Origin of the sequence: Streptomyces sp. NBC_00414, from assembly GCF_036038375.1 — a bacterium.
Classification (GTDB): domain Bacteria; phylum Actinomycetota; class Actinomycetes; order Streptomycetales; family Streptomycetaceae; genus Streptomyces.
Map to the genome: position 1 here is coordinate 8,836,973 of NZ_CP107935.1, position 24,517 is coordinate 8,861,489.

Annotated in this window: 23 protein-coding genes and 4 pseudogenes; 12 read left to right on the plus strand and 15 right to left on the minus strand. The window is 68.3% G+C overall.

Annotated elements, in window-relative coordinates:
* Positions 1-98 precede the first annotated feature (98 nt).
* Together OHS59_RS38145 and OHS59_RS38150 are read left to right on the plus strand one after the other, a co-directional pair.
* Positions 99-1,544 carry a sensor histidine kinase gene (locus OHS59_RS38145; RefSeq protein ID WP_328497888.1) on the plus strand — a complete coding sequence of 482 codons (1,446 nt, stop codon included), beginning with the start codon at positions 99-101 and terminating at the stop codon, positions 1,542-1,544.
* Positions 1,529-2,173: a response regulator transcription factor gene (locus tag OHS59_RS38150; RefSeq protein ID WP_328497889.1), complete on the plus strand. Its 645-nt coding sequence runs from the start codon at positions 1,529-1,531 to the stop codon at positions 2,171-2,173. Before OHS59_RS38145 ends, OHS59_RS38150 begins: the two co-directional genes overlap by 16 nt.
* 82 nt (positions 2,174-2,255) lie before the next feature.
* Here the strand turns inward: OHS59_RS38150 and OHS59_RS38155 are convergent.
* The 3 genes and pseudogenes from OHS59_RS38155 to OHS59_RS38165 all read right to left on the minus strand — a co-directional run.
* A pseudogene (locus tag OHS59_RS38155) lies at positions 2,256-2,479 on the minus strand (Tat pathway signal sequence domain protein); the annotation flags it as partial.
* A gap of 35 nt (positions 2,480-2,514) precedes the next feature.
* On the minus strand, positions 2,515-3,141 hold the full coding sequence (locus OHS59_RS38160; protein ID WP_328497890.1) for an SMI1/KNR4 family protein: 627 nt from the start codon (positions 3,139-3,141) through the stop codon (positions 2,515-2,517).
* Between the two features lie 89 nt (positions 3,142-3,230).
* The gene (locus OHS59_RS38165; protein ID WP_328497891.1) at positions 3,231-3,572 is read right to left on the minus strand and encodes a hypothetical protein; all 342 of its coding nucleotides are present in this window, start codon (positions 3,570-3,572) and stop codon (positions 3,231-3,233) included.
* A 270-nt stretch (positions 3,573-3,842) separates the two neighbouring features.
* Here OHS59_RS38165 and OHS59_RS38170 point away from each other — a divergent pair, with 270 nt between their 5' ends.
* Both OHS59_RS38170 and OHS59_RS38175 read left to right on the plus strand, forming a co-directional pair.
* Complete coding sequence (locus OHS59_RS38170; protein ID WP_328497892.1) at positions 3,843-5,552, plus strand: thiamine pyrophosphate-binding protein; 1,710 nt, start codon at positions 3,843-3,845, stop codon at positions 5,550-5,552.
* A 27-nt stretch (positions 5,553-5,579) separates the two neighbouring features.
* On the plus strand, positions 5,580-6,566 hold the full coding sequence (locus OHS59_RS38175; RefSeq protein WP_328497893.1) for a patatin-like phospholipase family protein: 987 nt from the start codon (positions 5,580-5,582) through the stop codon (positions 6,564-6,566).
* Positions 6,567-6,713: 147 nt separating this feature from the next.
* On the opposite strand, the gene OHS59_RS38180 is transcribed toward OHS59_RS38175, so the two are convergent.
* From OHS59_RS38180 to OHS59_RS38190, 3 genes are all read right to left on the minus strand, one after another.
* Positions 6,714-7,934 (minus strand): metallophosphoesterase, encoded by a 1,221-nt coding sequence (locus OHS59_RS38180; protein WP_328497894.1) that lies wholly within the window; start codon positions 7,932-7,934, stop codon positions 6,714-6,716.
* Between the two features lie 137 nt (positions 7,935-8,071).
* Positions 8,072-8,833: a hypothetical protein gene (locus tag OHS59_RS38185; RefSeq protein WP_328497895.1), complete on the minus strand. Its 762-nt coding sequence runs from the start codon at positions 8,831-8,833 to the stop codon at positions 8,072-8,074.
* Positions 8,834-8,939: 106 nt separating this feature from the next.
* Complete coding sequence (locus tag OHS59_RS38190) at positions 8,940-9,359, minus strand: hypothetical protein (protein ID WP_328497896.1); 420 nt, start codon at positions 9,357-9,359, stop codon at positions 8,940-8,942.
* A gap of 307 nt (positions 9,360-9,666) precedes the next feature.
* Here OHS59_RS38190 and OHS59_RS38195 point away from each other — a divergent pair, with 307 nt between their 5' ends.
* Both OHS59_RS38195 and OHS59_RS38200 read left to right on the plus strand, forming a co-directional pair.
* A complete protein-coding gene (locus OHS59_RS38195; RefSeq protein ID WP_328497897.1) occupies positions 9,667-10,881 on the plus strand; it encodes a PucR family transcriptional regulator in 1,215 nt (404 codons plus the stop codon).
* A 1,061-nt stretch (positions 10,882-11,942) separates the two neighbouring features.
* Positions 11,943-12,242 carry a DUF6083 domain-containing protein gene (locus OHS59_RS38200; protein WP_328499516.1) on the plus strand — a complete coding sequence of 100 codons (300 nt, stop codon included), beginning with the start codon at positions 11,943-11,945 and terminating at the stop codon, positions 12,240-12,242.
* Here OHS59_RS38200 and OHS59_RS38205 read toward each other — a convergent pair.
* From OHS59_RS38205 to OHS59_RS38225, 5 genes are all read right to left on the minus strand, one after another.
* A complete protein-coding gene (locus OHS59_RS38205; RefSeq protein WP_328497898.1) occupies positions 12,176-12,961 on the minus strand; it encodes a hypothetical protein in 786 nt (261 codons plus the stop codon). The genes OHS59_RS38200 and OHS59_RS38205 overlap by 67 nt on opposite strands.
* Positions 12,962-12,990: 29 nt before the next feature.
* Positions 12,991-13,533: a SigE family RNA polymerase sigma factor gene (locus OHS59_RS38210; protein WP_328497899.1), complete on the minus strand. Its 543-nt coding sequence runs from the start codon at positions 13,531-13,533 to the stop codon at positions 12,991-12,993.
* 177 nt (positions 13,534-13,710) lie between these two features.
* Entirely contained in the window at positions 13,711-14,661 is a 951-nt protein-coding gene (locus OHS59_RS38215) for a hypothetical protein (RefSeq protein ID WP_328497900.1), read from the minus strand.
* A gap of 108 nt (positions 14,662-14,769) precedes the next feature.
* Positions 14,770-15,189, minus strand: a complete 420-nt coding sequence (locus OHS59_RS38220; protein ID WP_328497901.1) for an arsenate reductase ArsC — start codon at positions 15,187-15,189, stop codon at positions 14,770-14,772.
* A gap of 59 nt (positions 15,190-15,248) precedes the next feature.
* Complete coding sequence (locus tag OHS59_RS38225) at positions 15,249-15,863, minus strand: arsenate-mycothiol transferase ArsC (protein ID WP_328497902.1); 615 nt, start codon at positions 15,861-15,863, stop codon at positions 15,249-15,251.
* Between the two features lie 124 nt (positions 15,864-15,987).
* On the opposite strand from OHS59_RS38225, the gene OHS59_RS38230 reads away from it, so the two are divergent.
* The 3 genes and pseudogenes from OHS59_RS38230 to OHS59_RS38240 form a co-directional block, all read left to right on the plus strand.
* Positions 15,988-16,296 (plus strand): ArsR/SmtB family transcription factor, encoded by a 309-nt coding sequence (locus OHS59_RS38230; protein ID WP_328497903.1) that lies wholly within the window; start codon positions 15,988-15,990, stop codon positions 16,294-16,296.
* Positions 16,293-17,402: an ACR3 family arsenite efflux transporter gene (arsB, locus tag OHS59_RS38235; protein ID WP_328497904.1), complete on the plus strand. Its 1,110-nt coding sequence runs from the start codon at positions 16,293-16,295 to the stop codon at positions 17,400-17,402. The genes OHS59_RS38230 and arsB overlap by 4 nt, the downstream gene beginning before the upstream one ends.
* Positions 17,403-17,654: 252 nt before the next feature.
* Positions 17,655-18,110, plus strand: a pseudogene (locus OHS59_RS38240) (TetR/AcrR family transcriptional regulator); the annotation flags it as partial.
* Between the two features lie 267 nt (positions 18,111-18,377).
* Here the strand turns inward: OHS59_RS38240 and OHS59_RS38245 are convergent.
* From OHS59_RS38245 to OHS59_RS38255, 3 genes and pseudogenes are all read right to left on the minus strand, one after another.
* A pseudogene (locus tag OHS59_RS38245) lies at positions 18,378-18,503 on the minus strand (methylmalonyl-CoA mutase); the annotation flags it as partial.
* Positions 18,504-18,559: 56 nt separating this feature from the next.
* On the minus strand, positions 18,560-19,474 hold the full coding sequence (locus OHS59_RS38250; protein WP_328499001.1) for a transposase family protein: 915 nt from the start codon (positions 19,472-19,474) through the stop codon (positions 18,560-18,562).
* 124 nt (positions 19,475-19,598) lie between these two features.
* Positions 19,599-20,513, minus strand: a complete 915-nt coding sequence (locus OHS59_RS38255) for a transposase family protein (RefSeq protein WP_328499001.1) — start codon at positions 20,511-20,513, stop codon at positions 19,599-19,601.
* 210 nt (positions 20,514-20,723) lie between these two features.
* On the opposite strand from OHS59_RS38255, the gene OHS59_RS38260 reads away from it, so the two are divergent.
* Together OHS59_RS38260 and OHS59_RS38265 are read left to right on the plus strand one after the other, a co-directional pair.
* A complete protein-coding gene (locus tag OHS59_RS38260) occupies positions 20,724-21,125 on the plus strand; it encodes a hypothetical protein (RefSeq protein ID WP_328497905.1) in 402 nt (133 codons plus the stop codon).
* A 12-nt stretch (positions 21,126-21,137) separates the two neighbouring features.
* Positions 21,138-21,428 (plus strand): annotated as a pseudogene (locus OHS59_RS38265) (transposase); the annotation flags it as partial.
* Between the two features lie 410 nt (positions 21,429-21,838).
* On the opposite strand, the gene OHS59_RS38270 reads toward OHS59_RS38265, so the two are convergent.
* Complete coding sequence (locus OHS59_RS38270; RefSeq protein ID WP_328497906.1) at positions 21,839-22,663, minus strand: GNAT family N-acetyltransferase; 825 nt, start codon at positions 22,661-22,663, stop codon at positions 21,839-21,841.
* A 1,265-nt stretch (positions 22,664-23,928) separates the two neighbouring features.
* Here OHS59_RS38270 and OHS59_RS38275 point away from each other — a divergent pair.
* The gene (locus tag OHS59_RS38275; protein WP_328497907.1) at positions 23,929-24,396 is read left to right on the plus strand and encodes an SRPBCC domain-containing protein; all 468 of its coding nucleotides are present in this window, start codon (positions 23,929-23,931) and stop codon (positions 24,394-24,396) included.
* Positions 24,397-24,517: the final 121 nt, after the last annotated feature.

Sequence of the window (24,517 nt, forward strand, 5' to 3'; positions counted from 1 at the left end):
GGCCCGTGACAGTGGCCTGACCTGACTCGACTTGACCTGTGACTTGACCTGAGCTGGCGTAGGTCGGCCGACCGACCGACGCACGATGATGGAGCGCGATGACCTACCCCGGCGAGCGTCACTCCTCCCGTGGCACACCACGGTCGGGCGAACACCCCGCGACCGGTGCCAACCAGCGCGCCGACCTTTCCTCACGCACCGGCCCTGCCCCACGCGCCAGCCTCGCCTCGCGCGTCGGCCTCGCCCCGCGTGCCGGTCTCGGTCTCGCCCTGCGGATGAACCTGCTGGGCTGGTCGCTGGTGCTGCTGCTCGGCTCGCTCCTGGGTTTCGGCCTGGCGACGCTCTGGATCACCTCGGTGTCGCTCGTCGCGCTCGGGGTCGGCATCCCGCTGGCCCTGCTCTCTACCGTCCTGGTGCGCTGGTTCGCCGACCTGCACCGCCAGTGGGCCGCCGACCGACTCGGTGAACCGGTGGCCAGGCCCTACTTGCCGGCGCCCGACGGCGGTTGGGCGGTACGGCTGTGGACGATCCTGCGCGACCCGGCGACCTGGCGGGACTGGGCCTGGCTGGTGACCAACTCGATCACCGGGTGGTTCACCTACGGGCTGACGTTCCTCTTCTTCCTCTGCGGCGTCTTCTACCTGAGCTATCCGCTGCTGTACGCGCTGACTCCTCCCGAGGTGTTCCGCACGCCGCTGGGCAACGGATTCCGTCTGCACAGCGTCCGGCAGTCGTTCGCGCTGGTTCCGCTGGGCCCGGCGTTCCTGCTGCTCTGGTACACCACCGCCGAGCGGCTGGCGCACCTCAACGCCCTGGTGGTCCGCTCCCTGCTGGCACCCACCAAGCAGGCACGACTACGAGCCCGTGTGGCGCAGTTGGCCACCTCGCGGGCCGCAACGGTCGACACCCAGGCGGGCGAACTGCGCCGGATCGAACGGGACCTGCACGACGGCGCACAGGCCCGACTGGTGTCACTGGGCATGAGCCTGGGCCTGGCCGAACAACTGCTGCCCGAAGATCCGCAGGCCGTACAGCAGTTGCTGGCCGAGGCCCGCGCCTCGACCGCGGGCGCCCTGGCCGAACTGCGGGACCTGGTACGAGGTATCCATCCGCCGGTGCTCGCGGACCGAGGCCTGGACGGCGCCCTGCGGGCCCTGGCCCTGATCAACCCGATACCGACGCGGGTGGTCACCCGCCTGCCCGGACGGCTGCCCGCGCCCGTCGAGTCCGCGGCCTACTTCGCCGTCGCCGAGGCCCTGGCGAACGCCATCAAGCACGCCCGGGCCCAACGCATCGACATCACCGTGGAGTTCACACCCGACCCGGACACGCCCCATCTGGGCACGCCCCACCCGGGCACGACGGCCGGGATGCTGACGATGCGGGTGTCCGACGACGGCCGCGGGGGCGCCGACCCTGACGGCGGCACCGGCCTGCGGGGCGTCGCGCGCCGCCTGTCGGCCTTCGACGGCACCCTGACCGCCGACAGTCCGCCCGGCGGGCCCACCGAGATAAGGATGTCGCTGCCGTGCGCGTCGTCATAGCCGAAGACCTCGCCCTCCTCCGAGAGGGCCTGATCAGAATTTTCCAGGCCAACGGCTTCGAGGTCGTCGAAGCCGTCGACAACGGCCCCTCCCTGATCAGGGCGCTGACGACCCACCGGCCCGACGTCGCGGTCGTCGACGTACGGCTGCCGCCGACCTTCACCGACGAGGGCCTGCGTGCCGTGATCGACGTACGCGAACAGATCCCCGGCCTGCCCATCGTGGTGCTCTCGCAGTACGTCGAGCAGCTCTACGCCAGGGAACTGATGTCGGACCGCGCCGGGGCGGTGGGCTACCTGCTGAAGGACCGGGTGCTGGACGTCGGCCGGTTCGTCGCCGACGTCCGGCAGGTCGCCGCAGGCAGCACGGTCATGGATCCCGAGGTGGTCAGCGCCCTCCTCACCCACCGCTCGGCGGACCCTCTCCTGCGGGAGCTGACCCCGCGTGAGCACGAGGTGCTCTCGCTGATGGCCGAGGGCCGCTCCAACACCGCCATCGCCGGCCGGATGTTCGTCAGCGAGAAGACCGTCAGCAAGCACAGCTACAACATCTTCGCCAAGCTCGGACTCGAACCGTCCGAGGACGACAACCGCCGGATCCTCGCGGTGCTCGCCTACCTGGAAGGCTGACCGGCCCCGGGCACCGGATACGTGTCATGCCGAAGCCTCCGCGCCACCGCCCGACGCTCGCGCCGCCGCATGGACCGGCTCCTCACAGGAGTTGGTAGCCGCGCAGATCGCTGAGCAGGAGACAGCAGTCCCGCAGAGACCCCGAGGTGTCGCCGAGGGACCGGTAGATGCCCCACTTCGGGCGCACGCGGTCGGTGAGGAAGGTGTCGACGCCGGTCTTCGACTTGTCGATGACGGTGGTGGAGCGTTCTTGAGGATCCAGCGGACCGACCCCGCCGAGCCGTCGCCCACCTTGATCTGGAAGTTCTCCGGCGGACGTCAGGCGCGCCCGCCCGGTCGGCTCACCAGCCGACCAGGTCCATGGAGTTGCGGCCGAGCCAGGATCCGAACGACACCGGCTGCCCGTTCCGCTTCATCGGCAGGATCCGGTCGCACGTGGCTCGGGCGTCGAACCACATCGTCCCCCGATGCGGACCGGTGACGACGAGCAGCGTCGAGAAGCCGCAGCCGTTCTCCTGGATGAACACGGCGCCGGACGTCCTGCGTTCCTGGAACACCTCGTACTCGGCGTCCCACTGCGCCCACGCCGCCCGGTAGGCGTCGTCGCGCGCATGGTTCTCCCGCAGCGGTTCGCGCGCGTCCAGTTCGTCCTGGTAGCCGCGATAGGAGTCCGGATGGGGGAAGGCGGCGGTGAGCAGGCCGTAGTTGGTGCTGGAATCTCCCTGCCAGCCCCAGCCTTCCGCGGCCCGGCGCAGGCGGTTCACCCTGCTGTCGACGTCGTGCCGGAGCAGCCACTCCCGGTACTCGCCCGGAAACGGGATCCCCAACTCCGCCTCCGCCTCACGAATCTCCGCCTCGGACAGCGGTGGATCGGGGGAGCGGTCCTGCGCCGCCGACGGAGAACCGGCCGCGTCGAAACGCCGTCCACGCGTCACGCGTCGGGCCTCCGCCACCCAGTCGATCGTCATACGGGGAAGGGTAGTCAAGCGGTGCGCCGACACCTTCTCTCGGCCAGGGGGGAGGCCGATTCTCGCAGCCAGGGCCGATGCCGGTTCTCTCAGCCAAGGCCGATGCCGACACCGATGCCGACACCGATGCCGACACCGATGCCGACAAGGGCGAGGGTGGGGACAAGTGTGCCGAGAAGGCTGAGTGTCCAGTACGGGGCCGGCCGGAGTCGGGTGCGGTGGGCGAAAGGCCGATTGACCAACCACCAGAGGAAGCCGCAGAGGGCGACGGGGGTTCCGAAGCCGACGAGGACGACGATGAAACCGTCGTTCTCCTCCGGTGCGGGATGTACCCAGGTCGCGGCGATGAAGTAGAGCATCCACAGCGGAATGACGCCGGGGACACCGAGCAACACGTTGGCGCCGAACGCTACGTACCACCGCCCGATCATGGCTCCCCTGCTCCCTTGATCATCTGCCTGGTGACAGTAGTCGACGGTCGGTGCGCTCGATGCGTGAGCCCTCGCTTCGACGCTGCCGCATGTCCACCGCGCCTCCGTCGGCCGGTGCCCCGTCCGCCCGGCACGGAGTGGCCGGTTCCTCCCGCGTGGAGCCTCGTGGCCTCAACTACGCTGCTGACTCCGAGAACGGACAGAACGTAAGGAAGATCGCAAGACGGACATGTGGCGGGTTGTGCGGGCGGGTCGAACGGGGGAGAGTCCATGAAGGTCTACGAGGCCATCGTCAAAGGTCTGGAAGAAATCGGGGTGCAGACCGCCTTCGGCGGTGCGGGGGAGAGCGTGGCCGACCTGATGCTGGCCCTGGAGGACTCGCGCCGGATCCGGACGGTCATCACCCGCAACGAGCAGGCGGCGTCCTTCATGGCCTGCGGTGAGGCCATGTACACGGATCGGCTGGGCTTCTGCTTCGCCACGGCGGGCCCGGGCGCGTTCAACCTGATATCCGGGCTGGGCGTGGCGATGACCGACTCCTATCCGGTGCTGGCCGTCTCGGGCTACGCACGGATGGAGTGGGAGGGCTGGGGAGCGCTCAACGAGACCTCGGGCCTGCACCGTACTGCCGACTCCCGGACCATGTTCGCGGCCACGACCAAGAAGTCGTTCCTGATCTCAGACCCGTCCGACACCTGCGACGTCCTGGAAGAGGCGGTCGACCTCGCTCTGAGCGGACGGCCCGGACCGGTGCACATCCACGTGGCCAGCGACCTGAACGAGCGCGGTTACGACGTGAAGAACTACCGGCCCCTGCGGCTCGACGTGGCGCCGGTACTGCCCGACCCCGCGCGGGTGGAGGAGATCTCGTCGGTTCTGGCGGACGCGCTCGGCCGGCGGAAGAAGATCGTCCTGCTCGCCGGCTTCGGCGCGGTCCGCGGTGGAGCCGGGCCCGGGATCAGGCGGCTGATCGAGCGGTTCCAGATTCCCTTGGTCACCACGCTGGACGGCAAGGGCATCGTGTCGGAGGGGCATCCGCTCGCCGTGGGGGTCTTCGCCGACAGCGGTCACTCCAGTGCCTGGAAGGTCTTCCGTGAGGCCGACGTCGTCCTGGCCGTCGGCAACTCCTTCAACCAGCACGCCACCTTCGACTTCCGCGGCGACCTGTTCGAGGACAAGCTGCTCATCCAAGTGAACATCGACGGGAACGAGTTCAAGAAGAGGTACCGGGCCGACCACACCCTCGTGTCCGACGCCCGCCCGGCGGTGGAGGCACTCGTCGAGGCGCTGGAGCGGCGGGTCGGTGAGGTGCCGAAGGCCGAGGTCGAAGGGCAGGACTACGAGGCCCGGCGCATCATCCGGCTGCCCGGGAAGCTGCATCCCGGGGAACTCGCGCAGGCGATCGGCCGGATGCTGCCGCCGCAGGGGATCCTGCTGGGCGACGCGGGCGCCCACACGGCCTGGCTCGGCTACTACGTGGAGCTGGAGGACGGGCAGCGCTTCCGCAAGGTCGGTTCCTTCGGACCGATGGCAGGCGCCGTCAACGGCGCCATCGGCGTGAAGCTCGCACACCCGGAACGGGCCGTCGTCGTCGGCTGCGGCGACGGGTGCTACGCGATGGGCGGGTTCGAGCTGATGACCGCCGTCGAGCACGAGATCCCTGTCATCTGGGTCATCTTCAACGACGAGGAGTTCAAGCTGATCAAGCTCTACCAGCTGTCCCAGCACGGGGAGTCCGGCCTGGTCGAGTTCCGCAACCCGGACTACGCGGCCTACGCGCGCGCGTGCGGCGCGGACGGCTACCGGGTGGACGCCCTCGACGAGTTCGAGGACGCGTTCCGCAGGGCGCTGGGCTCCGGCCGACCCACGCTCATCGACGCCCACATCACCCGGTGGGCCGTTCCGCACTACAGCCCCTCACCCGACGGCGTGATCGCCGGTCTCGTGGAGGCCGTCGAGGAACGCCTCCGGGAGGACTGAGGAAACCCACACCGGAAGGGGGGAGCCATGCCCGACGCGGACCTGGTTCTGGAAGGCGGCGGAGTACGCGGTCTGGGCACCGCAGGTGCGGTGACCCGGCTGCTGGAGGAGGGGTACACCTTCCAGCGCGTGGCCGGCACCTCGGTGGGTGCCATCGCCGCGGCCTTCGTGGCGGCCGGCATGGACGCCGGCGAACTGCGCAAAGTCATGGAAGACCTGGAACTGAAGCTGATATCCGACCGGGATCCGCTCGGACGGCACCCGATGCCCGGCGTTCCGCTGCTGAGCGAAGGCGTTTCACTGCTCCGTCGGCACGGGGCCTACCGGGGTGCCTGGATCCACGACTGGATCAGGACCGTACTCGCCCGCAAGAAGATCCATACCTTCGCCGACCTGCGACGCGAGGACAGCGGAGACTCCTCGGAGCTGACCGAGGACCAGAAGTACAAGCTGGTGGTGACGGCCACCGACGTCACCCGCGGCAGGCTGCTGCGGCTCCCCTGGGACTACCACCTCTACGGCCTGAAGGCGGACGATCAGTCGGTGGCCGACGCCGTACGGATGTCGCTGTCGATTCCCTTCTACTTCCAGCCGTGCACACTCACCCACGGCGAGACCGGCCAGGATTCGGTGATCGTCGACGGCGGGGTGCTGTCCAACTTCCCCGTCGATGTCTTCGACCGTACCGACGGGGCGAAGAGCCGCTGGCGGACGATCGGGGTGCGCATCCTCCCCGACCTGCCCGCGGGCATCGCCCAGCTGTTCCCGGTCCCGGTCCTGAGGCTGTTCCCGTTGCTGCAGCTGCTCCAGCAGGTCGTGACGACCGCCATCGTGGGCAACGACCAGAGCCACCTGGACCGCCCCGGGATACGGGACCGGACCATCGCCGTCGACCTGCCGGCCCTCGGCGTCACCGACTTCGGCCTGACCCCGGCCCAGCGGCAGGAGGCCTTCCGACTCGGCCGGCAGGCGGCCGAGTCGTATGTGCAGCGGTGTCCCACCGATCCGCCGTGACGGCCGACAGTGTCGCGTCGGTCCGGCGGCGGCCCTCTCCGCCGGGCTCGGCCGCTCCGGCTCCTCGGCCCTGGCGGGTGCCGCCCGGCACGCCCACCTTCTCCTCGGCCACGGAGCGGCACGGACGAGCGCGCCGCCCGTCCGGTGCTACATCGAGGTGGGCTGCTGAGGGGAGCGGAGCACGAGCAGGGTGATCTCGCTGGGGGCGAAGACGCGGAACGGCGGCCCCCAGAAGCCGGTGCCGCGGCTCGTGTAGAGGAGGGTGCGGGTGCCGTGGTGGCTGAGGCCGGCGAGGGCGGGCTGGTCGATACGGACCAGGTGGTGGAAGGGCCAGATCTGGCCGCCGTGGGTGTGCCCCGAGAGCTGGAGGTCGACGCCGCCTGCCGCGGCCCGGTCGATGAACTTGGGCTGGTGCGCCAGGAGCAGGACGGGCAGGTCGGGATCGGCGCCGGCCAGGGCTCCGTCGAGGTGGGCACCATGTCCCTCCAGACCGGAGGACTCGGCGGTGACGTCGTCCACGCCGGCGACCACGAGGGTGTCGCCTTCGCGTTCGAGGAGCAGATGCCGGTTGCGCAGCGGCTCCCAGCCCAGCTCGTCCATCAGGTCGACCCAGCCCTGGGCCTCGCTGTAGTACTCGTGGTTGCCGGTGACGTAGACCCGGGCCCGGGTGGCCCGCACGGTGGCGAGTGGGGCGGCCTGGGCGCGGCGGCGTTCGGCCGTGCCGTCCGCGATGTCGCCGGTGTGACAGACGAGGTCGGCCTCCAGTGTGTTCACCGTCTCGCACACCCGTGCCGACCAGCGGGCTCGGTCGAGGGGACCGTAGTGGGTGTCGGTGATGAGCGCGACGCGAAGACCGTCCAACCCGGCCCCCAGACGCGGCAGTTGCACATCGAGTCGGCGCACGCGTGGCACGCGGCGGGCCTCGGCGTACCCCCAGGCCAGTAGTACGGCGCTCACGCCGAGGACGGCCCAAGTGACGATCCGGGCCCGGTCCTGGCTCTCGCCGACGCCGGCCACGGTCAGGGCGAGCCGCAGGAAGACGCCGAGCAGGACGGACCAGGTGAACAGAACCCAACTGCTGCCCAGCAGGGTGTCACCGATGATCGCCGCCCAGTCCTGCTGGCGCCGGCCGTGGCCGCGGGCCATCGCGAGCGGCATACCGATGAGGCCGAGGACGAACAGGGCGGTGCCGACGAGCGTGACGGGCAGCGGCCAGTGCTGTCCGGCGTACAGGAGCACCCAGCAGGGCACGGCCCACAGCAGGACGGGGGCGATCAGTGGGAGGTATCGCATCACGCGGTGCAGTCCGCCCTGCCGCGGCGCTTGCGCCTCACCGTCGGTGGATCGGGTGTTGCTGGTGTCGGTCACGCTTCCACTCCTTGACCAGGCTGCCGTCTCGCGCACTGTATCCGGTCGTCCTGGGGACGGCCGACGTCGCGCTCCTGGGCTCAGCCCGATGGGACGGAGGGGCCTCGGCGAGGCGCCCATCACCGGATGGGCGCGGCTCACTTCGACAGCAGGGCCTGGGCGGCGGTGAGTTCGGTCCGGTTCATCGCCGCCACCCGGGCCAGCGCGTCGTGGTTCCGCTCGACGAGCGACCGTTGGACGGCCGCCTCGGCCGTGAACCACACGCCGACCAGGTTCGTCCGCCTCTTGCAGCTGACGTCGGCCTTCGCGGTGGCGCGCTCGGCCGCAGACAGCACGCTGCCCTGGAAACGCGGGTCGTCCGGCGGGTCGAGCGGACCGGCATAGTCCTGTCCGTTCGCCCGCATGCACCGCGACCACTGTTCCGTGACGGCCCGGACGACCCTGTCCTGCAGCGACCGCTCGTAGCTCTCCGTCGACAATGCCTGGGCCAGACCCCGGTCCACGTCCCCGGGGCCGCCCGCCCGGAGCCGCCGCCCGGCCTCCCCGGCACACCCCCCTTCCGGCACCGCGAGACCCTTGACCCGCTTTCCTCCCGAACCGGTAAGGACGATGCGTTCCCGCGGCCCCGGCTCGGCCGCCGAGGCCGGCCCGGCCGGGGTGCGCAGCCGGTACCCGCGGGCCGCCGCTTCCGCCGGGTCGGTGATCCCGTACCGCCGCTCCGTCCAGCTCGTCAGACCGCCGCCCGTTCCCCCCTCGGTGACGGGCGGATAGTCGAACCCGAACCGGACCATGCACCGCCGTACGAGCACCCGATGCGCCTCGGTGACCTTCGTCGTCTCGCCGGGGGACAGCAGATACGCGTCCAGCGGGAGCCGGAGCCCGGTGCTCCGCAGCAGCACGGGTGCCTCAATGGGCTGTTCCCGATGGGCTGCGGAGCACCCCGCGGTGAACGCGGCAGCGGCGGTGGCAGTTGCGGCGAGCGCCACCACGAACCCGCGCAACGGACTATGTCCAGTAAATGGACTCGACATTGCCCCGGTAGGTCACGTTGTACTGGCCCCCGGTGTTCGGGGGCGCGCCCGCACAGCTGCCCGTGTAGTTGGTGCCTGTGCAGATCACGGCACTGCGCGTCGAGTCGTAGTTCCAGCCCCACTTCGCGGTGTTGCCCAGCGGCGTGCCCTGACCGAGACCGGGCGTGGTGTAGACGTTGTTGTTGAGGTTGCCGTCGGCGACGGAGAAGTCGGACAGGCTTCCGTTACCGAGGATGTTGCTGGCGAAACAGTATTCGCCACCGGTGCACACACCGTCCTGATTCGCCTGGACGGTCGAGGGTGCCGCGGCCGCCGACGAGGGGACCAGTACGGCCGCCGTGGCGCCCACCGCGAGCAGGGCACCGGTCAACTTGCCGATGGTAGACGTGATCATCGTTTGTCCTCCGCGATCTCCGTGATCTCCGGGCGCCGGAAGCGCCTTGGCCGTGCATCAGCATCACGGAGGCGGCGGGGACTCGTCTTCGTGACTTCATCAGCAACAGAGACCTGGAACGGCGCCGGATTCTGTCACTCCTCACCAGCGGCCGCGGGCCGGCCGACACCTGCCACCGCAACACCACGTGTCACCGCGAAACATCGCAACACCTCAATCCACAAAGGCAGTTCACACGAACAACTGTCCAGGAGCCCCCGCCGCGACGGCGGCGGGGGCCGGACAGGGACGAGACCGGGAGGACGGGATGGGGAATCTCTTCACGAGGCTGATGACACGGGTGGACGCCAACGCACGGCACGCGATGGACGTCTACCGGCAGGGGGTCCGCGAGTACGAGGTGCTGGAGCGGGACGTCCGCTCGCGGGCGGAGGCGCTGGAGTACACGGTGTGGTTGCGGCGCCGCACCATTGAGCTGGCGGAGCGGGAGCAGCCCCTCGGCTCGGACGATCTCGCGTTGATGGCGTCGGTCGGGAGACAGCGAGCCGAGAAGGGGCTGTCCTTACGGTCGCATCAGCGACTGGTCGTCTCGCACACCAGCCTGATGCTCCGTGAGATCCAGGAAGCGACCGAGCCGGGTGACGGCGACGAACTGATGCGCCTGATGCGGTGGTTCGGGCCGCAGGGGACACGCGGCGGTGACGCCTACATGTCCGGTCACGTCGAGGGGCAGGGGCGCCGCGCGTCCATCGTCAGCCGCGTCCGGACGCTGACCGAAGCGCTGCTCGCCGACGATCCCGCCGCGTCGCACCTGGCGCACGGCGTCAATATGCGCGTTCACCCGGGCTACGTGGTGGCCGTGATCCGTCTCCCCGCTCACCCACGCCCCACCGTCGCCCGCCGAGAGGAGATCACCGAGGCTCTCGTACGGCGTCGCGGGGTGCCCGTCATGTGGCGTGACCCTGAGGAACTGGTGGCGCTGGCCCCTGGACACCCGGACCGGTCGCCGGGCACGGGCCAGTCGGTCGACACGGCGCCGGCGGTGATGGAGAGCCGCGCGCTCTCCCTGGTGCGCGACATCGCGGAAGGGGTGGGCGGCGCGTGCGCGATCGGCGTGAGCGCGGGCCCCGTCGGCGCGCTGGCCGAAGCCTTCACCCGAGCGCGTGCTGTCAGCCGGGTGGCCCCGATGCAGGACAGACCGCGTCGCCTGCACACGCTGGCCGATGTCTTCCTCGAACTCGGCGTCGCGCGGCTGCCGGAAGCCCAGGACTGGCTGCGGGACATCGGCAGGAGGCTCTCGGACGGGCCCGACCTCATCGCCACACTGGAAACCTACTATCGGAACGACATGAACCGGGTCCGAGCGGCCGTGGCGTTGAACGTCCACCCACGAACGCTCGACTACCGCTTACAGCGTGCCCGGGAACTCACCGGGATCCACCCTGGTTCCACCCATGGCGTACGGGTCCTGAGCGTCGCGGTGAACCGGGCACTGTCGGGGAGCTCACCGAGCTCGAACTGAGACGCGGAACGAACCGAGCGAAAGGCGCCTGACGGAGAACAGCCCGGTTCAGGCGCCTTTTCGTCCCCTTGGAAGAAGCCGAGAGAAGAAGCCGAGAGAAGAAGCCGAGCTTCTTTGCCGAGTACGACACCAGGAGGTTCTCCGTCTGCTGGTGGTACGGGCTCGCCATAGCCTCTGACCCGTGGCTACGAGCGAAAGCGCCTGCCGCTGAACCGAGTTGGCCCGCACCTGGTCCGGATCTTGGTCCGACCTGTTGCGTTGGCGTGCGAGGCCCGGAATCCGAAATGACGCAAGTAGCCGGAACTGTCTTGGGGTGCCTGTTGTGGCGGGGACCTCGTATCGGAGCGGTCAGTTGCGACGGTCATCGTTGACCTGCTTCGGCGACATCGATTGCGTAGTCGGCCCTGAGTGTGTAGCCAGCGAAGCCGACTCAGCGCCAGGACCCGGTTGTCTGAACAGATCAAGGTCAGGACCCGGCTGCTGGGATCACCGCAGCCGGGTCACCGTGCACACGGCGTGGGCGCGTTGTCAGGTGTCGGTGCTCTTACCGGCTGCGGGGCCTGGGTACCGAGCGCGGACCGACGCCGGGGAGGCGTACACCACGGTGGTTCTCGACGCCGAGGTGGAGGTGCTGGCGGGAAGGCCAAGGCCCGCAGCCGCGCCTGTATGGCCGACGATGGCTCCTCGTACCAAAGTGCCGCGCGTTCGAGATCGTCAGCCGACGGCACGGCCTGGATCGGCGGGCCTGCGCCGTACTCCGCCAACAGGTGCAGCAGCAAGACCCTGCGCCGCAGGTAGGACCACCCGCGAGTGTCACCGTGCCCGGGATGTTGAAGGACGTCACAGACCGAAGCGCGCAGGTTCGCAGATCCCCGGACCACCCTGCGCACGAACCCGTCCGTTGTTCGGTTCATTCTGCCCAGCCGGGCCGCGAGTTCGCGTGGGCGCGGTCGTCAGGGGCGTGAGGAACGGCGGATGGTCGTCACGCCCTGGAGCAGCGGCGGCCGGACGTACCCGGATACACCGCCACCCCAGACCCGCCCAAAGATCCAGATCAGGCGATCAGACGCAGGTTCCGACCCGCCCTTCGGCAACACCGCCAACAGATCAGTAAGCGGCGGCATCGCCCGCACTGCGACGGCAGCGCGTGGTGTCGCATCCCGCATGCCGTGCTCTGCCCGCGCCGTAACCTCACCTGCCGGGTGAGCCCGGCCCGGAGGGGGGCTCCGGAGGCCGCCGGGCCTCGCGAACCGTCGTCCGGCCTCGGCTCCCCGCGCCCGGTTACCCGCTTCGTCTACTTAGTCACCTTGATCCCCTCGTACGCGGTGGACTTCGGCGCCAGGCAGACGAACCAGTCGTAGGGCGAGTGCTTGGGGCTGTGGATGACCGGAACACCGGCATTCGCCCCGGTGGACGCGGACGCACGTCCCACCTTGGTGGATGTGCCGTCCTTCCAGGTGCAGGTGACCTCCCGGGCGGTCTTGGCGACCTGGCCGATCACCAGGCGCGGGGCCGTGTCGTTTTCGGGGAGCAGCGGGAGCGTGACGGCCCCGTACTCGCCGCCGGACAGGACGTCGTCCTCGGGTAGCGCCATGTCCGCGGTCTGGGTGGTCCTCGCCTCTTCACCGGTGACCCGGTGCACGAAGTGCGCGACCTTGCCCACCAGTTCGGAGGCCGTGGAGACGTCCTCCGGGTGCTCGCCGAACTTGGCCATCGCCGCCAGGGTGGCCTGGGCCTCCGCCGTGTCCGCCGGAGCCTTCCACACGTCGATGTACACCCTCCACGGCACTCCCGCGTCGGTGCCGCTCGCCAGGGTCGTCCGCATGTGCGGCTCGGACGCCTCCGCGCTGGCGGCCGGCCGGCTTGCCGGCGACGCCCCCCGGTCCCCGTCACCGGACAGTCCCGTCAGCGCCAGAGCGCCCGTGGAGCCGGCCACGACCAGGGTGGTGGTCGCCACGACCGCCCAGCGACGGGCCTTGCGGCGGCGACCGCCGCGAATCAGGGCCTGGGCGGGGGCTGTGCCGATCTTCACCTCGTCGGCCGCGTCGGCCAGCAGGAGTGCGATGTCGTGCTGTGTCATGTGGTGGCTCGTCTCCCCGTCCGCGCTTTTCACTTCCGTCCTCCCTGCGTCACGGTCTGCGCCAGTCCCGATATGGCGCGCAGCTTCGCGATCCCCTTGGCTGTGTTGCTCTTCACCGTGCCGACCGAACAGCCCATCGCCTCGGCCGTCTGTGTCTCGGTGAGGTCCTCCCAGTAGCGCAGGACCACTGCTTCCCGCTGCCGTGTCGGCAGTTCGGCCAGCGCCTTCAGCAGCGTGTGGCGGTCGTCGGCCTGGGCGATCCGGTCACCGGTGTCGGCCACCTCGTGTGTCAGGCCCGCGTCCTCGCTCCTGGGCGCCAGGAACTCCCGCAGTTTCCTGCGGTATCTGCGGGCATGCGCGTTGATCATCACTCGTCGTACATACGCCTCCGGGTCGTTGGCCGAGGCGACCCGGTGCCAGGCCACATAGACCTGCTCCAGCGTCGACTGGACCAGATCCTCCGCAGCGTGCTGCTCCCCCGTGAGCAGGAATGCCGTGCGCATCAGCCGCGGCCAGCGGCCGACGACGAAGCCCTGGAACTCTCGGTCCCGGGCCTGTTTTCGAACCCCCATGAGCACCTCCTAGATGTTCAAGAGAGGCGATGAGAAGCCGAGACCGTTGCCTCGCCGCGGAATCTTCTTCCGCGTTCTCGTCGGAGCGGGGGTGCCGGTTGAGTCGGCACGGAGGCCTCACCCCGTGTCCTGATCACGATGACAGAAGCGATCCACAGCCGAGTCCGCGCACCGTGTTCAAACTGGGGCAGGGCTCCGGCACTGCCGGCATCGACGGCAAGGGTGTCCGGACCGCGTCTGCAGTCGCACGCCGTCAGCGGTGCGCCACAGGATCAGCCGGTGACCCCTGTTCTCCAGACGTCGATGTGTTTCATGAGATACCGACGGTTGAGGCTCTGAGCGACCCGGCCCGTCACTCCTTCGGCCCAGTGTCGTTGGCGGTGATGTTGTTGTCGTCCGGGGCCTGGGGTGGGTTGTGACTTCGATGGAGCAGACCGCGTAACCGCGGTTCAAGCGGCTGATCGCCGCGCATGAGCTGCATCTGTTCTCCTCGCCGACTCGGGACGAGCTGGAGTGGGCGGCCGGTGCCACCGCTGGTGATGAGCAATCTGCTGGCTCGGCTGCTGATGCTGAGTCGTACCAGCGCATGGGTTGTTTCCCGGCGGTAGAGGACGTGCCCGGGATGGTGGTGGACCTCGTACGGCGGGCCGTGGAACTGCCGGAGGGCACACTGCCGGTGTACTGGGCGGAAAGGTCATCGCGGGTCTTGAGGTTCCTTTCCGCGGGCGGGCAGGCGGGGTCGGTCTCGGCGAGGTCGAAGAGGTAGTCGACGTCGAAGGCGGCGACGTGGTCACGCAGCCGGTTGATCGTCTCGTTCCAGAGGTGGTTCAGCGCGGCGTCGAACAGCCCTACCGAGCCCGCCATGATCATCTTGGCGATGTAAGGCGTGTCCGCCCGCTCCTCGATGGTGAGCTCCTCAATGACGTCGGGGGTGTTCCTGAGGAGGAACTCACGCTGCTCGGCCGCGACGATGATGTTGTCCGTGGGTAGCCCCCAGGCTTCCAGCACCTGGAACATCAGGTTTTCGAATGCCTCCAGATCCGCGCGACCGGCCTGGACCTGGACCTGGACCTGGACCTGGACCTGGACCTGGACCTGGACTGAAGTCTGCGGTGCGGGAAGGTCCAACAGGTCGACCGAGAGGGTGAAGGTCGGCCGCTCCGTCGCGTCCTCCAGCGTCGCCGCCGACGGCCATGACGATGGCTTCGCGTAGGCCGTTCTACGCGATCACGGCGTTCACACCTCCTGCTTGGCGTCGATCTCGGCGATCAGGGCCTCGATGCGGGCCTTGATCCCGTCGCGGATGGGGCGTACGGACTCGACGCCCTTGCCGGCCGGGTCTTCGAGGTCCCAGTCGAGGTACCGCTTGCCGGGGAAGATCGGGCAGGCGTCCCCGCAGCCCATGGTGATGACGTAGTCGGACGCCTTAACGGCCTCGGTGGTGAGGATCTTCGGCTTCTGGTCGGAGATGTCGACGCCGACCTCGTTCATGGCCTCGATGGCGGCCGGGTTGACCTGGTTGCCCGGGATCGAACCCGCGGAGCGGACCTCGACCCGGTCGCCCGCGAGGTGGTTGAGGAATCCTGCGGCCATCTGTGATCGGCCCGCGTTGTGGACGCAGACGAACAGCACGGAGGCGAGTGGAGTCGGGGACATCGGTTCTTCCTTCACGAGGGTGGATCAGGTGGAGCGTCGGTGCGGCGGCCGGTCAGCGGTCAGGCGTGCGGCAAGGAGGCGAGCAAGCCGGTGATGCGGGCGTCCATCTCGTCGCGGATACCGCGCACGACGGCGACCGGGGCACCTTCGGGATCGGTGATGGGCCAGTCCAGGTAGCGGCGGCCCGGTACGACCGGGCATGCGTCCGCGCAGCCCATGGTGATGACGATGTCGGCGGCCTGGACGACTTCGTCGGTGAGCGGCTTGGGGAACGCCTCGGTGAGATTCAGGCCGGCCTCGGTGAGGATCTGGACGACAGCCGGTTCGACGTCGGAGGCCGGGTGCGTGCCCGCGGAGGAGACGGCCATCCGACCGGCCGCCCGGTGGTCGAGAAGGGCGGCGGCCATCTGGGAGCGGTCGGCGTTGTGGGCGCAGACGGACAGCACTCGGGGCGGGCCGACGCCGGGCGTCCTCTCGGCGTGGGCGAGTGCGTCGAGACGCTCGGGGGCGAGGTGCTCGGCGAGGACGACGAGGTGACTGTGGACGCGGGCGTGCTGGGCGAGACGGTCGTAGGAGTCGGTGACGACGCGCTGGATGGTCTCTGCCGAGAAATGACCGCGATAGCGCAACGCGAGCCGGGCCACGCCCGCTGCAAGGCGCTGGTCAGGGAACACCGGGGGTGGGGAGGCATTCACTGGTGACCCCCTTCTACGGGTCATGGGCCCTGTGGGTGCCGGTGACGGCCCAAAGGTCAGTCCGGACTGGTATCAGTCCCGACTGATGTGACAGTATCAGCGCATGCTGACATCAGTCGACACTGATCTGATCCGGGTTTTAGCCGACCCCCTCAGACTCCACATCGTGACCCTGCTCGCCCGCCAAACGCTGTGCACCACCCACCTGGTGGAAGAGACCGGTGCCAAGCAGACCAACCTCTCCAACCACCTGAGAGTGCTGCGCGAGGCGGGAGTCGTCGAGACCGAACCGTGCGGGCGGTTCACCTACTACAAGCTCCGTCCGGACGTGATCGACCGGCTCGCCGGTCAGTTCGCCGAACTGGCCGAGTCCGCTCGCAGCGCCGCCGACAACAAGAGGGCCTGTCCGTGACCCGCACCGAAACACCCGCGACCACCGCCGAGGACCCCTCGGTCGTCGCGAAGCTGTCGACGCTCGACCGTTTTCTCGCCGTCTGGATCCTCGCCGCCATGGCTCTCGGTCTGGGCCTCGGCCGGCTCATCCCCAGCCTGAACGACGCCCTCGCCAAGGTCGAGATCGGCGGCATCTCGCTGCCCATCGCCGTCGGCCTGCTGATCATGATGTACCCGGTCCTGGCGAAGGTCCGCTACGACAAGCTCGACGCCGTCACCGGCGACCGCAGGCTCATGGCCGCGTCGCTGGTCATCAACTGGATCATCGGCCCGGCCGTGATGTTCGCACTGGCCTGGATCTTCCTGCCGGACCTGCCCGAATACCGCACCGGCCTGATCATCGTCGGGCTCGCCCGCTGCATCGCCATGGTCATCATCTGGAACGACCTCGCCTGCGGCGACCGCGAAGCCGCCGCGGTGCTCGTCGCGCTCAACTCGGTTTTCCAGGTACTCGCGTTCGGCCTGCTCGGCTGGTTCTACCTCGACCTGCTGCCCGGCTGGCTCGGCCTCGGCGACGGCGAGCACCTCGACATCTCCATGTGGAAGATCGCACTGAACGTCGTCATCTTCCTCGGCGTCCCGCTCCTGGCCGGCTTCCTGACCCGCCAGATCGGCGAGAAGAAGCTCGGCCGCGACAGGTACGAGTCCAACTTCCTGCCGAAGATCGGTCCTTGGGCTCTGTACGGTCTGCTCTTCACGATCGTCATCCTGTTCGCCCTGCAGGGGAAGACCATCACGTCGCAACCGCTGGACGTGGTCCGCATCGCGCTGCCGCTGTTGGTGTATTTCGCGGTCATGTGGTTCGGCACCTTCGCCCTCGGCAAGGCGATCGGCTTCGCGTACGACCGCACGGCGACGCTCGCCTTCACAGCGGCCGGCAACAACTTCGAACTGGCCATCGCGGTCGCCATCGCCACCTTCGGTGTCACCTCCGGCCAAGCCCTGTCGGGCGTGGTCGGCCCGCTCATCGAAGTGCCGGTCCTGGTCGCCCTCGTGTACGTCTCTCTGGCCTGGCGACGGAAGTTCAGCGCCGACCGGCAGCCGACCGCATCACAAGAGGGCTGATCCGATGCGGGGCTGCTCGGCAATGAGGCAGCCAGAACACCTGCAACACGGCCCACTCGCCGCCGGAGTGTGGGCCGGAAGACGGCCCATGTGACCCGTACCTCGTGATGAGCGGTCAGTACCAGCAGAGGCAAGGAAGTCGGGGCCTGCCAGCCCTCTCGTATGGCAACTACACGCGCAAGAGTCGGCACATAATTCGGTTGAGAGGTAACGGAGTTGGGAGGGGCACGCGTGCGGGCTCGGAAATCGGATATGGACGCCGCGGGCTGCCGCTTCAGAGGACTGCGGACGGACGCGGCACGTAACCGGGACAGGATCCTGGCCGTCGCCCAAGAACTGTTCGGGGAGCAGGGGCCGCAAGCATCCCTGGACGAGATCGCGCGCCGTGCGGGAATCGGCAACGCCACCCTTTACCGTCACTTTCCGGGGCGCCATGCCCTGCTCGCGGCAGCTCTTGAGCGGATTGCCGTCACCGGCGCCGACGCGGCGGAAGAAGCCGCTGTCCAGGAAGACGATCCGTTTGCCGCACTCAGCAGCTTCGCCCAAGCCGTCGCTCATGCCCGCCTTGCCGCCCTGTGCTGTGTGTCAGACGAACTCACCAAGGAATGGCAGGAACTTGCCCAGCAGAGAGAGCGCCTGGTGCACGCCGCACAGCGCCTGCTGAGCCGTGCGCAGCAGGCGCAACAGATACGGGCGGACATCTCGCTGGAGGAGTTCATGGGGTCGTCGTCCAGCTCAGTCGTCCGCTTCCGGGCACCAGCTGGTCGGCCACCGATCAGTTCAGCCCGCGCCTGCTGCAGGTGTATCTCGACGGTCTCTACATCGCGAACTGAATCCGGCGCCCCTGTCCGGGACTCGGCATCGGCACACCGCCGCTGGTACACGCCGACTAGTGGATGGGGTTCAACGGGCCGGCAGATCCCAGGCGGCGGGAGACTGCGTACGGCGGCGAGTCGTACAGGTCGGAAGTCGTCGTGCGGGACGTATGCGCCCCCACACCTCGCGCAGCGCATGGCACACTTCGCCGACTGTCGCGCCCGCTGCGAGTGCCTCTTCCATCGGATACAGCACGTTGTCGGTGCCCGCGGCAGCCTTCTGCATAACGAGTTGGTGCGTGATAGCGGGCGAGGCGTGTTTGGCCTGCTCATGGCTTATTTTCAGATGGTGCTGGTGCGGTCGGAGACGAGGCCGGCGATGGCGCGGTAGGTGTCGGGCAGGCGGTCACGGCGGTGGGTCCAGCGCGTCAGTTGCTTCCAGCGTTTGTGATCAGCCAGGGCGTGTTCGACGGTGATGCGATCGGATGAGTGCCAGTGACGGTCCCGTTCCCACTGCTCAACCCTGCTGGGCGGTGCTCCGGGACGCGGTTTTCTGGGCGGGGTGATGGCTTGTCCGCGGTGGTCGCGGCTCAGGCCGAGGTAGCCGTCGTCCAAGAGAACCTCGACGTCGGGAAAGTGCTGGAAGCAGTCGGCGATGCCTTCGTTGCGGGCGGCCGTGGCGTCGTGCATCCGTCCAGGTCGCAGGGCATCGGTCCATAACGTGCGACCCTGCCAGTCCGCGATGACGGTGGCTTTCATGGTGTTCTGTTTCTTCTTGCCCGACACGAATGCACGCCGGCCGCTGCGGCCGGCTGGTGGCCGGCGAACCTGGATCTCGGTGGCGTCCAGCCGCAGCTCGATTCCCTCGGCCTGGGCGTAGGCGAAAACATCTGTCAGTGTCCGCAGCCGCAGACCGGGACGGTCGGGGACCGCACACCCCCGCGCGGCCAGGAGAGGTCGTATCTCTGTGATCGCGCGGGTGATGGTGGAGCGGTCGACGCCGAACAGTAGGCCGAGCACGGCGTGCGGCAGGTCGTGGCGTAGATGAATCAGCGTGGCCACCAGTCGGTCGACGAACACCAGCTGATGGCGGGCGCCAGCGCCCTCGGCCCGCTTCCTGGCCCCGCCCCGCGCAACATGACGGCGACCGTCAAGACCAGCCTGCCACGGCGCCGCCAACTCCTCGATCAGACAGGCCAGATGATCCTGCGAGATCCCCGTGAACAGCTGATGCGCCAGCACCGCCCGATTGACCATGATCGCCACAGTCGGATCATGCCACCAGCCAGGCACGACACCTCACCCGCTATCACGCACCAACTCGTAACGAGTTGGTGCGTGATAGCGGGCGAGGCGTGTTTGGCCTGCTCATGGCTTATTTTCAGATGGTGCTGGTGCGGTCGGAGACGAGGCCGGCGATGGCGCGGTAGGTGTCGGGCAGGCGGTCACGGCGGTGGGTCCAGCGCGTCAGTTGCTTCCAGCGTTTGTGATCAGCCAGGGCGTGTTCGACGGTGATGCGATCGGATGAGTGCCAGTGACGGTCCCGTTCCCACTGCTCAACCCTGCTGGGCGGTGCTCCGGGACGCGGTTTTCTGGGCGGGGTGATGGCTTGTCCGCGGTGGTCGCGGCTCAGGCCGAGGTAGCCGTCGTCCAAGAGAACCTCGACGTCGGGAAAGTGCTGGAAGCAGTCGGCGATGCCTTCGTTGCGGGCGGCCGTGGCGTCGTGCATCCGTCCAGGTCGCAGGGCATCGGTCCATAACGTGCGACCCTGCCAGTCCGCGATGACGGTGGCTTTCATGGTGTTCTGTTTCTTCTTGCCCGACACGAATGCACGCCGGCCGCTGCGGCCGGCTGGTGGCCGGCGAACCTGGATCTCGGTGGCGTCCAGCCGCAGCTCGATTCCCTCGGCCTGGGCGTAGGCGAAAACATCTGTCAGTGTCCGCAGCCGCAGACCGGGACGGTCGGGGACCGCACACCCCCGCGCGGCCAGGAGAGGTCGTATCTCTGTGATCGCGCGGGTGATGGTGGAGCGGTCGACGCCGAACAGTAGGCCGAGCACGGCGTGCGGCAGGTCGTGGCGTAGATGAATCAGCGTGGCCACCAGTCGGTCGACGAACACCAGCTGATGGCGGGCGCCAGCGCCCTCGGCCCGCTTCCTGGCCCCGCCCCGCGCAACATGACGGCGACCGTCAAGACCAGCCTGCCACGGCGCCGCCAACTCCTCGATCAGACAGGCCAGATGATCCTGCGAGATCCCCGTGAACAGCTGATGCGCCAGCACCGCCCGATTGACCATGATCGCCACAGTCGGATCATGCCACCAGCCAGGCACGACACCTCACCCGCTATCACGCACCAACTCGTAAGACGTCATCTCAATTGGTGAGTATGTGCGACGATTCGGCGGCCAGCAGGAATCCATGAACGGGGGCGAAGGCCGATGCAGTACGTCGCTCTCGATGCGCAGGTCGGCAACCTGTCAGGGGTCTTGGTCCCGGCTCACTACTTGAGCCACCTCCCCTCGATCTCCGGTGACCTGCCGCCGGGCGCCCGGGCTTTCGCGACTGACGCGGACCACTACGACTTCCGCAGCAGGCGCTGTGTGAAGGACCTGACGCTTCAGGCCGTCCGGGGCGCCGGCGGTGTCGACATGGAGGTCGAGTTCCAGCACAACTGCTGGAAGCACGACCAAGACCTGCTGATCCGCTACACAGGGGTGTCCGGCTTCCTCATCGAGCCCGCCGATGAGGACCGAGGAACAGACCTCGGGACTGTGATCCTCGACGAGATCCTGCCGCACAGGGCCGGCTGCAGCCACGAGATCGCCTGCTGGGACGGCACACTCACCATTGTCTGCCGTGACCTCCAGGCGACCTGGACCGAGACCACCTGCTCAAGCAAGCCGTAGGCGCGACAGCTCGTGGGGATTGTCGAGCGGCTGGTGCCGAATGAGCTGTGGGAGCTGTTCCAGAGAGTGGTGCCGGAAGCGCCGTCGCGGCTTTGGGGCGGTGGTCGGCGCCGACATGGCGACCGGGAAGTTCTGGCAGCGATCGTGTTCGTGCCCACGTCGGGCTGCACGTGGCAGCAACTGCCGACAGCGTCCTTCGGGCCGTCAGGGGCAACGGCCCACCGGCGGTTCAGCGAGTGGTCGAAGGCCCGGGTGCGGGCCAAGCTCCACCGTGTGGTGCTCGACGAGCTCGGTGCCCGCGGTCCGGCTGGGGCCGTCTGGGTCGGCCTTGAGGAGTTCAAGACGTCCTTCGCCGGATTCCACGACTGCCCGGACAGCCACGTCCACACGATGATGGGCCAGCTGTTCGACGTCGACGGGGACAAGGCGAACGCCTTCGGCCACGGCACCTGGATCCTCGTGCGCGAAGCCGCCTAAGGTGGGTCCACCTGGACGGATACCGGCTACTACGACGAACTCGTCCGCACCGATGAAGGATGGCGCATCAAGCGCCGCGTGTGCCGACTGCTGTCGTGGACCGGCAACCCCTCGGTGCCCGAGCCTCAGGTCGAGGCCTGGATCGACGGCCTCAAGCGGGTCACCCAGAGCGCACCTTCCATCTGATCAACTCCTTGGCAATCGGGGAGCAAGCGCGCACGGCTGATCCGTTCGAGCTAGTGCGGCACCGCGTTGATCCTTCGAGGGTATGAAGCAGGGCGGACGAAATGCAGCACTGGTTCCCCGCTGTCGAGCAGGAGGGTGCGTCCGCTGGGCGTGAAGCCAGCACGTCGGTAGAGGTGTTGTGCCCGGTCGTTGCTCTCGCCGGTCCATACCTGGAGGTGTGCGTACCCCTGCTTGTGGGCGTGTCCTGAGATGCCCTCGAGGAGGAGCAGGCCCACACGTCGTCCCCAGTGGTCGGGGTGGACGAAAACCATGGAGATGTGACACAGCTCTTCCAGCCGCGCTCCGTGGCCGTCCTGGTCGCGTCCCGGTTCGGCCAAGGCCATGCCGAGCACCCCATCACCGGCCGAGGCCACCAGGACGAGGGCATCGGGTTCGGCGAGCTTGTCTCTTACCCGGTCGATGCGCTGCTCGGTGGGCGGTCGTCCGCGAGCGGTATTGGCTTGGCGCCAGATGTCCACCGCGGCGACGAGGTCCTCGCCGTGTGCGAGGCGTGCTGTGACCGGGGCGCCGAGATACATGCCGCAGGACCGGTCGAGGGCTTCCTCGGGGGTACCGGACGGGTGACCGGTCGGCAGGAGGGTGTTCTCGTAGCGGCCGGTGTCGTCGGTGTAGAGGGCGAAGCCCCACCGGTCGGGGTCTCCGGTGTCGCGCAGGCGGCACAGCGGGAGTTCGTCGCCGTTGTCGAGCAGCGCGTCGAGGTAGGCGAATCCGGCTCGGTAGCGAACAGTGAGCTCGGTGATGGACGGCCAGCGCCGGGCCCGCTCGGCAAGGCGTTGTCGTAGTGCTTGGGCCTTCACCGTGTTCTGCGTCGCCATGGCTTCCATCATGCCGGGGCCGGCACCGGGCCGGGCTGTCAAGATCTGCGGAGGAGGGAAGGGCCGTACGCCTCCACGGAAGCCCGAGCATGTGCTCGGACGATGACCTGCACGAGTCGGCTGTCGAATCTCAACGACGGAAACTCCCGTAGAGCGCCCACAACCAACGCGTTGACCACTGTGGCGAGCAGTACGGTCGAAGAACTCCGCAGCCCATGGTGTACCAGTCTGTCCATCGGATCCCCCGTGCTCGCGTGCCCCCCGTCCCGGCCGCCAACCGTAGTGCCGGCGCCCCCGGTTCGGTCCCTCCCACGTTGCCAGCGGGATTCGGTAGTGAGGATCAGTGCGCGGACCTGTGCACCACGATCACCGCGGCCCTGCTCATCTGGCTCCGGAGTTCACGCGCTGCACGAGCGTGACCGCCTCCGCGCGGCTCATCTCCCCTTCACTCACCAGGCCCGTGCCAGCTCAGGCGATCACCGTTGCATGTCCTGCGGACATGCCTGAAGTGCGCCGGGAGCTGGTCTCCGCGCCCTCCGCTACGAGGAGCGAGGTGGGGAGAGCACCAGTGTGACCTGGGAATGGCTGCCTTGGGCAGCGTGGGGCCATACACGCCCCGGCGAACCTCCACTCCCCGTGAGCCCCCGTCCGTTCTGGCACGGAAGCGGCACGCCCTGCGATACTTTCGATGCGTACTACAGGCAGAGAGGCCGTTGAGGTCAGTTGGGCCGGCCACTTGGGCTGTGGGGGCCGATACCAGCCTACGGTCACGGCGGTAGCTGTACGGCCGCGGCTTCCCGGCGTGGGTAGGCCGCGGAGTGATCGAGGACTCGGAACCCGACGAGTGACTGTGGGGGCATCGTGAACGGACGGCAGAGGGCACATGCGAACACTCAAGGCACGACAGACAGACGTCGGTGGGCGCGTGCGAACACTGACGGCGCGAGCATTGCCCGAACGATTCATCCCGACAGGGACCAACGCAGCGCAGCCCATGACCGGTTTGTGGGCCGCGCAGTCCTGACGTATCTCGTAGGCGTTCCTGTAGGTGTTGGGCTTTTGTGGCTTCTGGACGAGTCCCGTCTCCTGGACCGCCTCTTCGGGGGGTGACCCCTCAACCCTGGAACGCCGGATGGGCATGCAAGGCAGCGGGACACCACCTAGACCGGACCTCAACGGAGCATGACGCCCTGAACCGCTCCGGTTTCCGCGGGTCGTTCCATGAGCGTGAGCCCAGGGGACTTGCTCGGTCCTAGACTCAGGCCATGGACAGGACCGACCGCGCCAGCCGAGTGATCGCGGCATCACCGGCGGCTGTCTACGCCGCGCTCCTCGACCGAAAGTCCCTTGAAGTCTGGCTGCCGCCGGACGGCATGCGAGGACAGGTCGAGCAATGGGATCCCCGGCCTGGCGGCGGGTTCCGCATGGTCCTCACCTACCTCGACCCCACCGACAGCCCCGGCAAGACTTCAGATGCGACGGATGTTGTCGATGTTGCTTTCGCCGAGCTGGTGCCAGCCGAGCGCGTCGTGCAGCGAGCGGTGTTCGAGGCCGACGACCCGTCATTCGGGAGCACCATGACGATGACCTGGGAACTTGCTGCCGTCGGCGAGGGGACCGACGTGACCGTCACTGCCACGGATGTACCCTCTGGCATCGACCAAGCAGTCCACGAAGCCGGAATCGCCTCTTCATTGGCCAACCTGGCCTCCTACCTCGGAAAAACCAACTGATCCAGGCCAACCGCGCCTCCAACTGAACCCCAGGTGGCTGGCCGACATCACCGTGGGCAGGGCACGAGTCAGGGTTCCGGCACTGATCGAGGACCTGGACGCGGACTTCACCACGCACTAC

Bases quoted from the DNA above. Each gene is read 5' to 3' on its own strand.
- OHS59_RS38230 (WP_328497903.1), top strand. From the start codon at position 15,988: ATGCTGACATCAGTCGACACTGATCTGATCCGGGTTTTAGCCGACCCC.
- OHS59_RS38170 (WP_328497892.1), top strand. From the start codon at position 3,843: ATGAAGGTCTACGAGGCCATCGTCAAAGGTCTGGAAGAAATCGGGGTG.
- OHS59_RS38205 (WP_328497898.1), bottom strand. From the start codon at position 12,961: ATGACACAGCACGACATCGCACTCCTGCTGGCCGACGCGGCCGACGAG.
- OHS59_RS38275 (WP_328497907.1), top strand. From the start codon at position 23,929: ATGGACAGGACCGACCGCGCCAGCCGAGTGATCGCGGCATCACCGGCG.
- OHS59_RS38160 (WP_328497890.1), bottom strand. From the start codon at position 3,141: ATGACGATCGACTGGGTGGCGGAGGCCCGACGCGTGACGCGTGGACGG.
- OHS59_RS38270 (WP_328497906.1), bottom strand. From the start codon at position 22,663: ATGGCGACGCAGAACACGGTGAAGGCCCAAGCACTACGACAACGCCTT.
- OHS59_RS38195 (WP_328497897.1), top strand. From the start codon at position 9,667: ATGGGGAATCTCTTCACGAGGCTGATGACACGGGTGGACGCCAACGCA.
- OHS59_RS38165 (WP_328497891.1), bottom strand. From the start codon at position 3,572: ATGATCGGGCGGTGGTACGTAGCGTTCGGCGCCAACGTGTTGCTCGGT.
- OHS59_RS38255 (WP_328499001.1), bottom strand. From the start codon at position 20,513: ATGGTCAATCGGGCGGTGCTGGCGCATCAGCTGTTCACGGGGATCTCG.
- OHS59_RS38175 (WP_328497893.1), top strand. From the start codon at position 5,580: ATGCCCGACGCGGACCTGGTTCTGGAAGGCGGCGGAGTACGCGGTCTG.
- OHS59_RS38145 (WP_328497888.1), top strand. From the start codon at position 99: ATGACCTACCCCGGCGAGCGTCACTCCTCCCGTGGCACACCACGGTCG.
- OHS59_RS38190 (WP_328497896.1), bottom strand. From the start codon at position 9,359: ATGATCACGTCTACCATCGGCAAGTTGACCGGTGCCCTGCTCGCGGTG.
- OHS59_RS38250 (WP_328499001.1), bottom strand. From the start codon at position 19,474: ATGGTCAATCGGGCGGTGCTGGCGCATCAGCTGTTCACGGGGATCTCG.
- OHS59_RS38210 (WP_328497899.1), bottom strand. From the start codon at position 13,533: ATGGGGGTTCGAAAACAGGCCCGGGACCGAGAGTTCCAGGGCTTCGTC.
- OHS59_RS38220 (WP_328497901.1), bottom strand. From the start codon at position 15,189: ATGTCCCCGACTCCACTCGCCTCCGTGCTGTTCGTCTGCGTCCACAAC.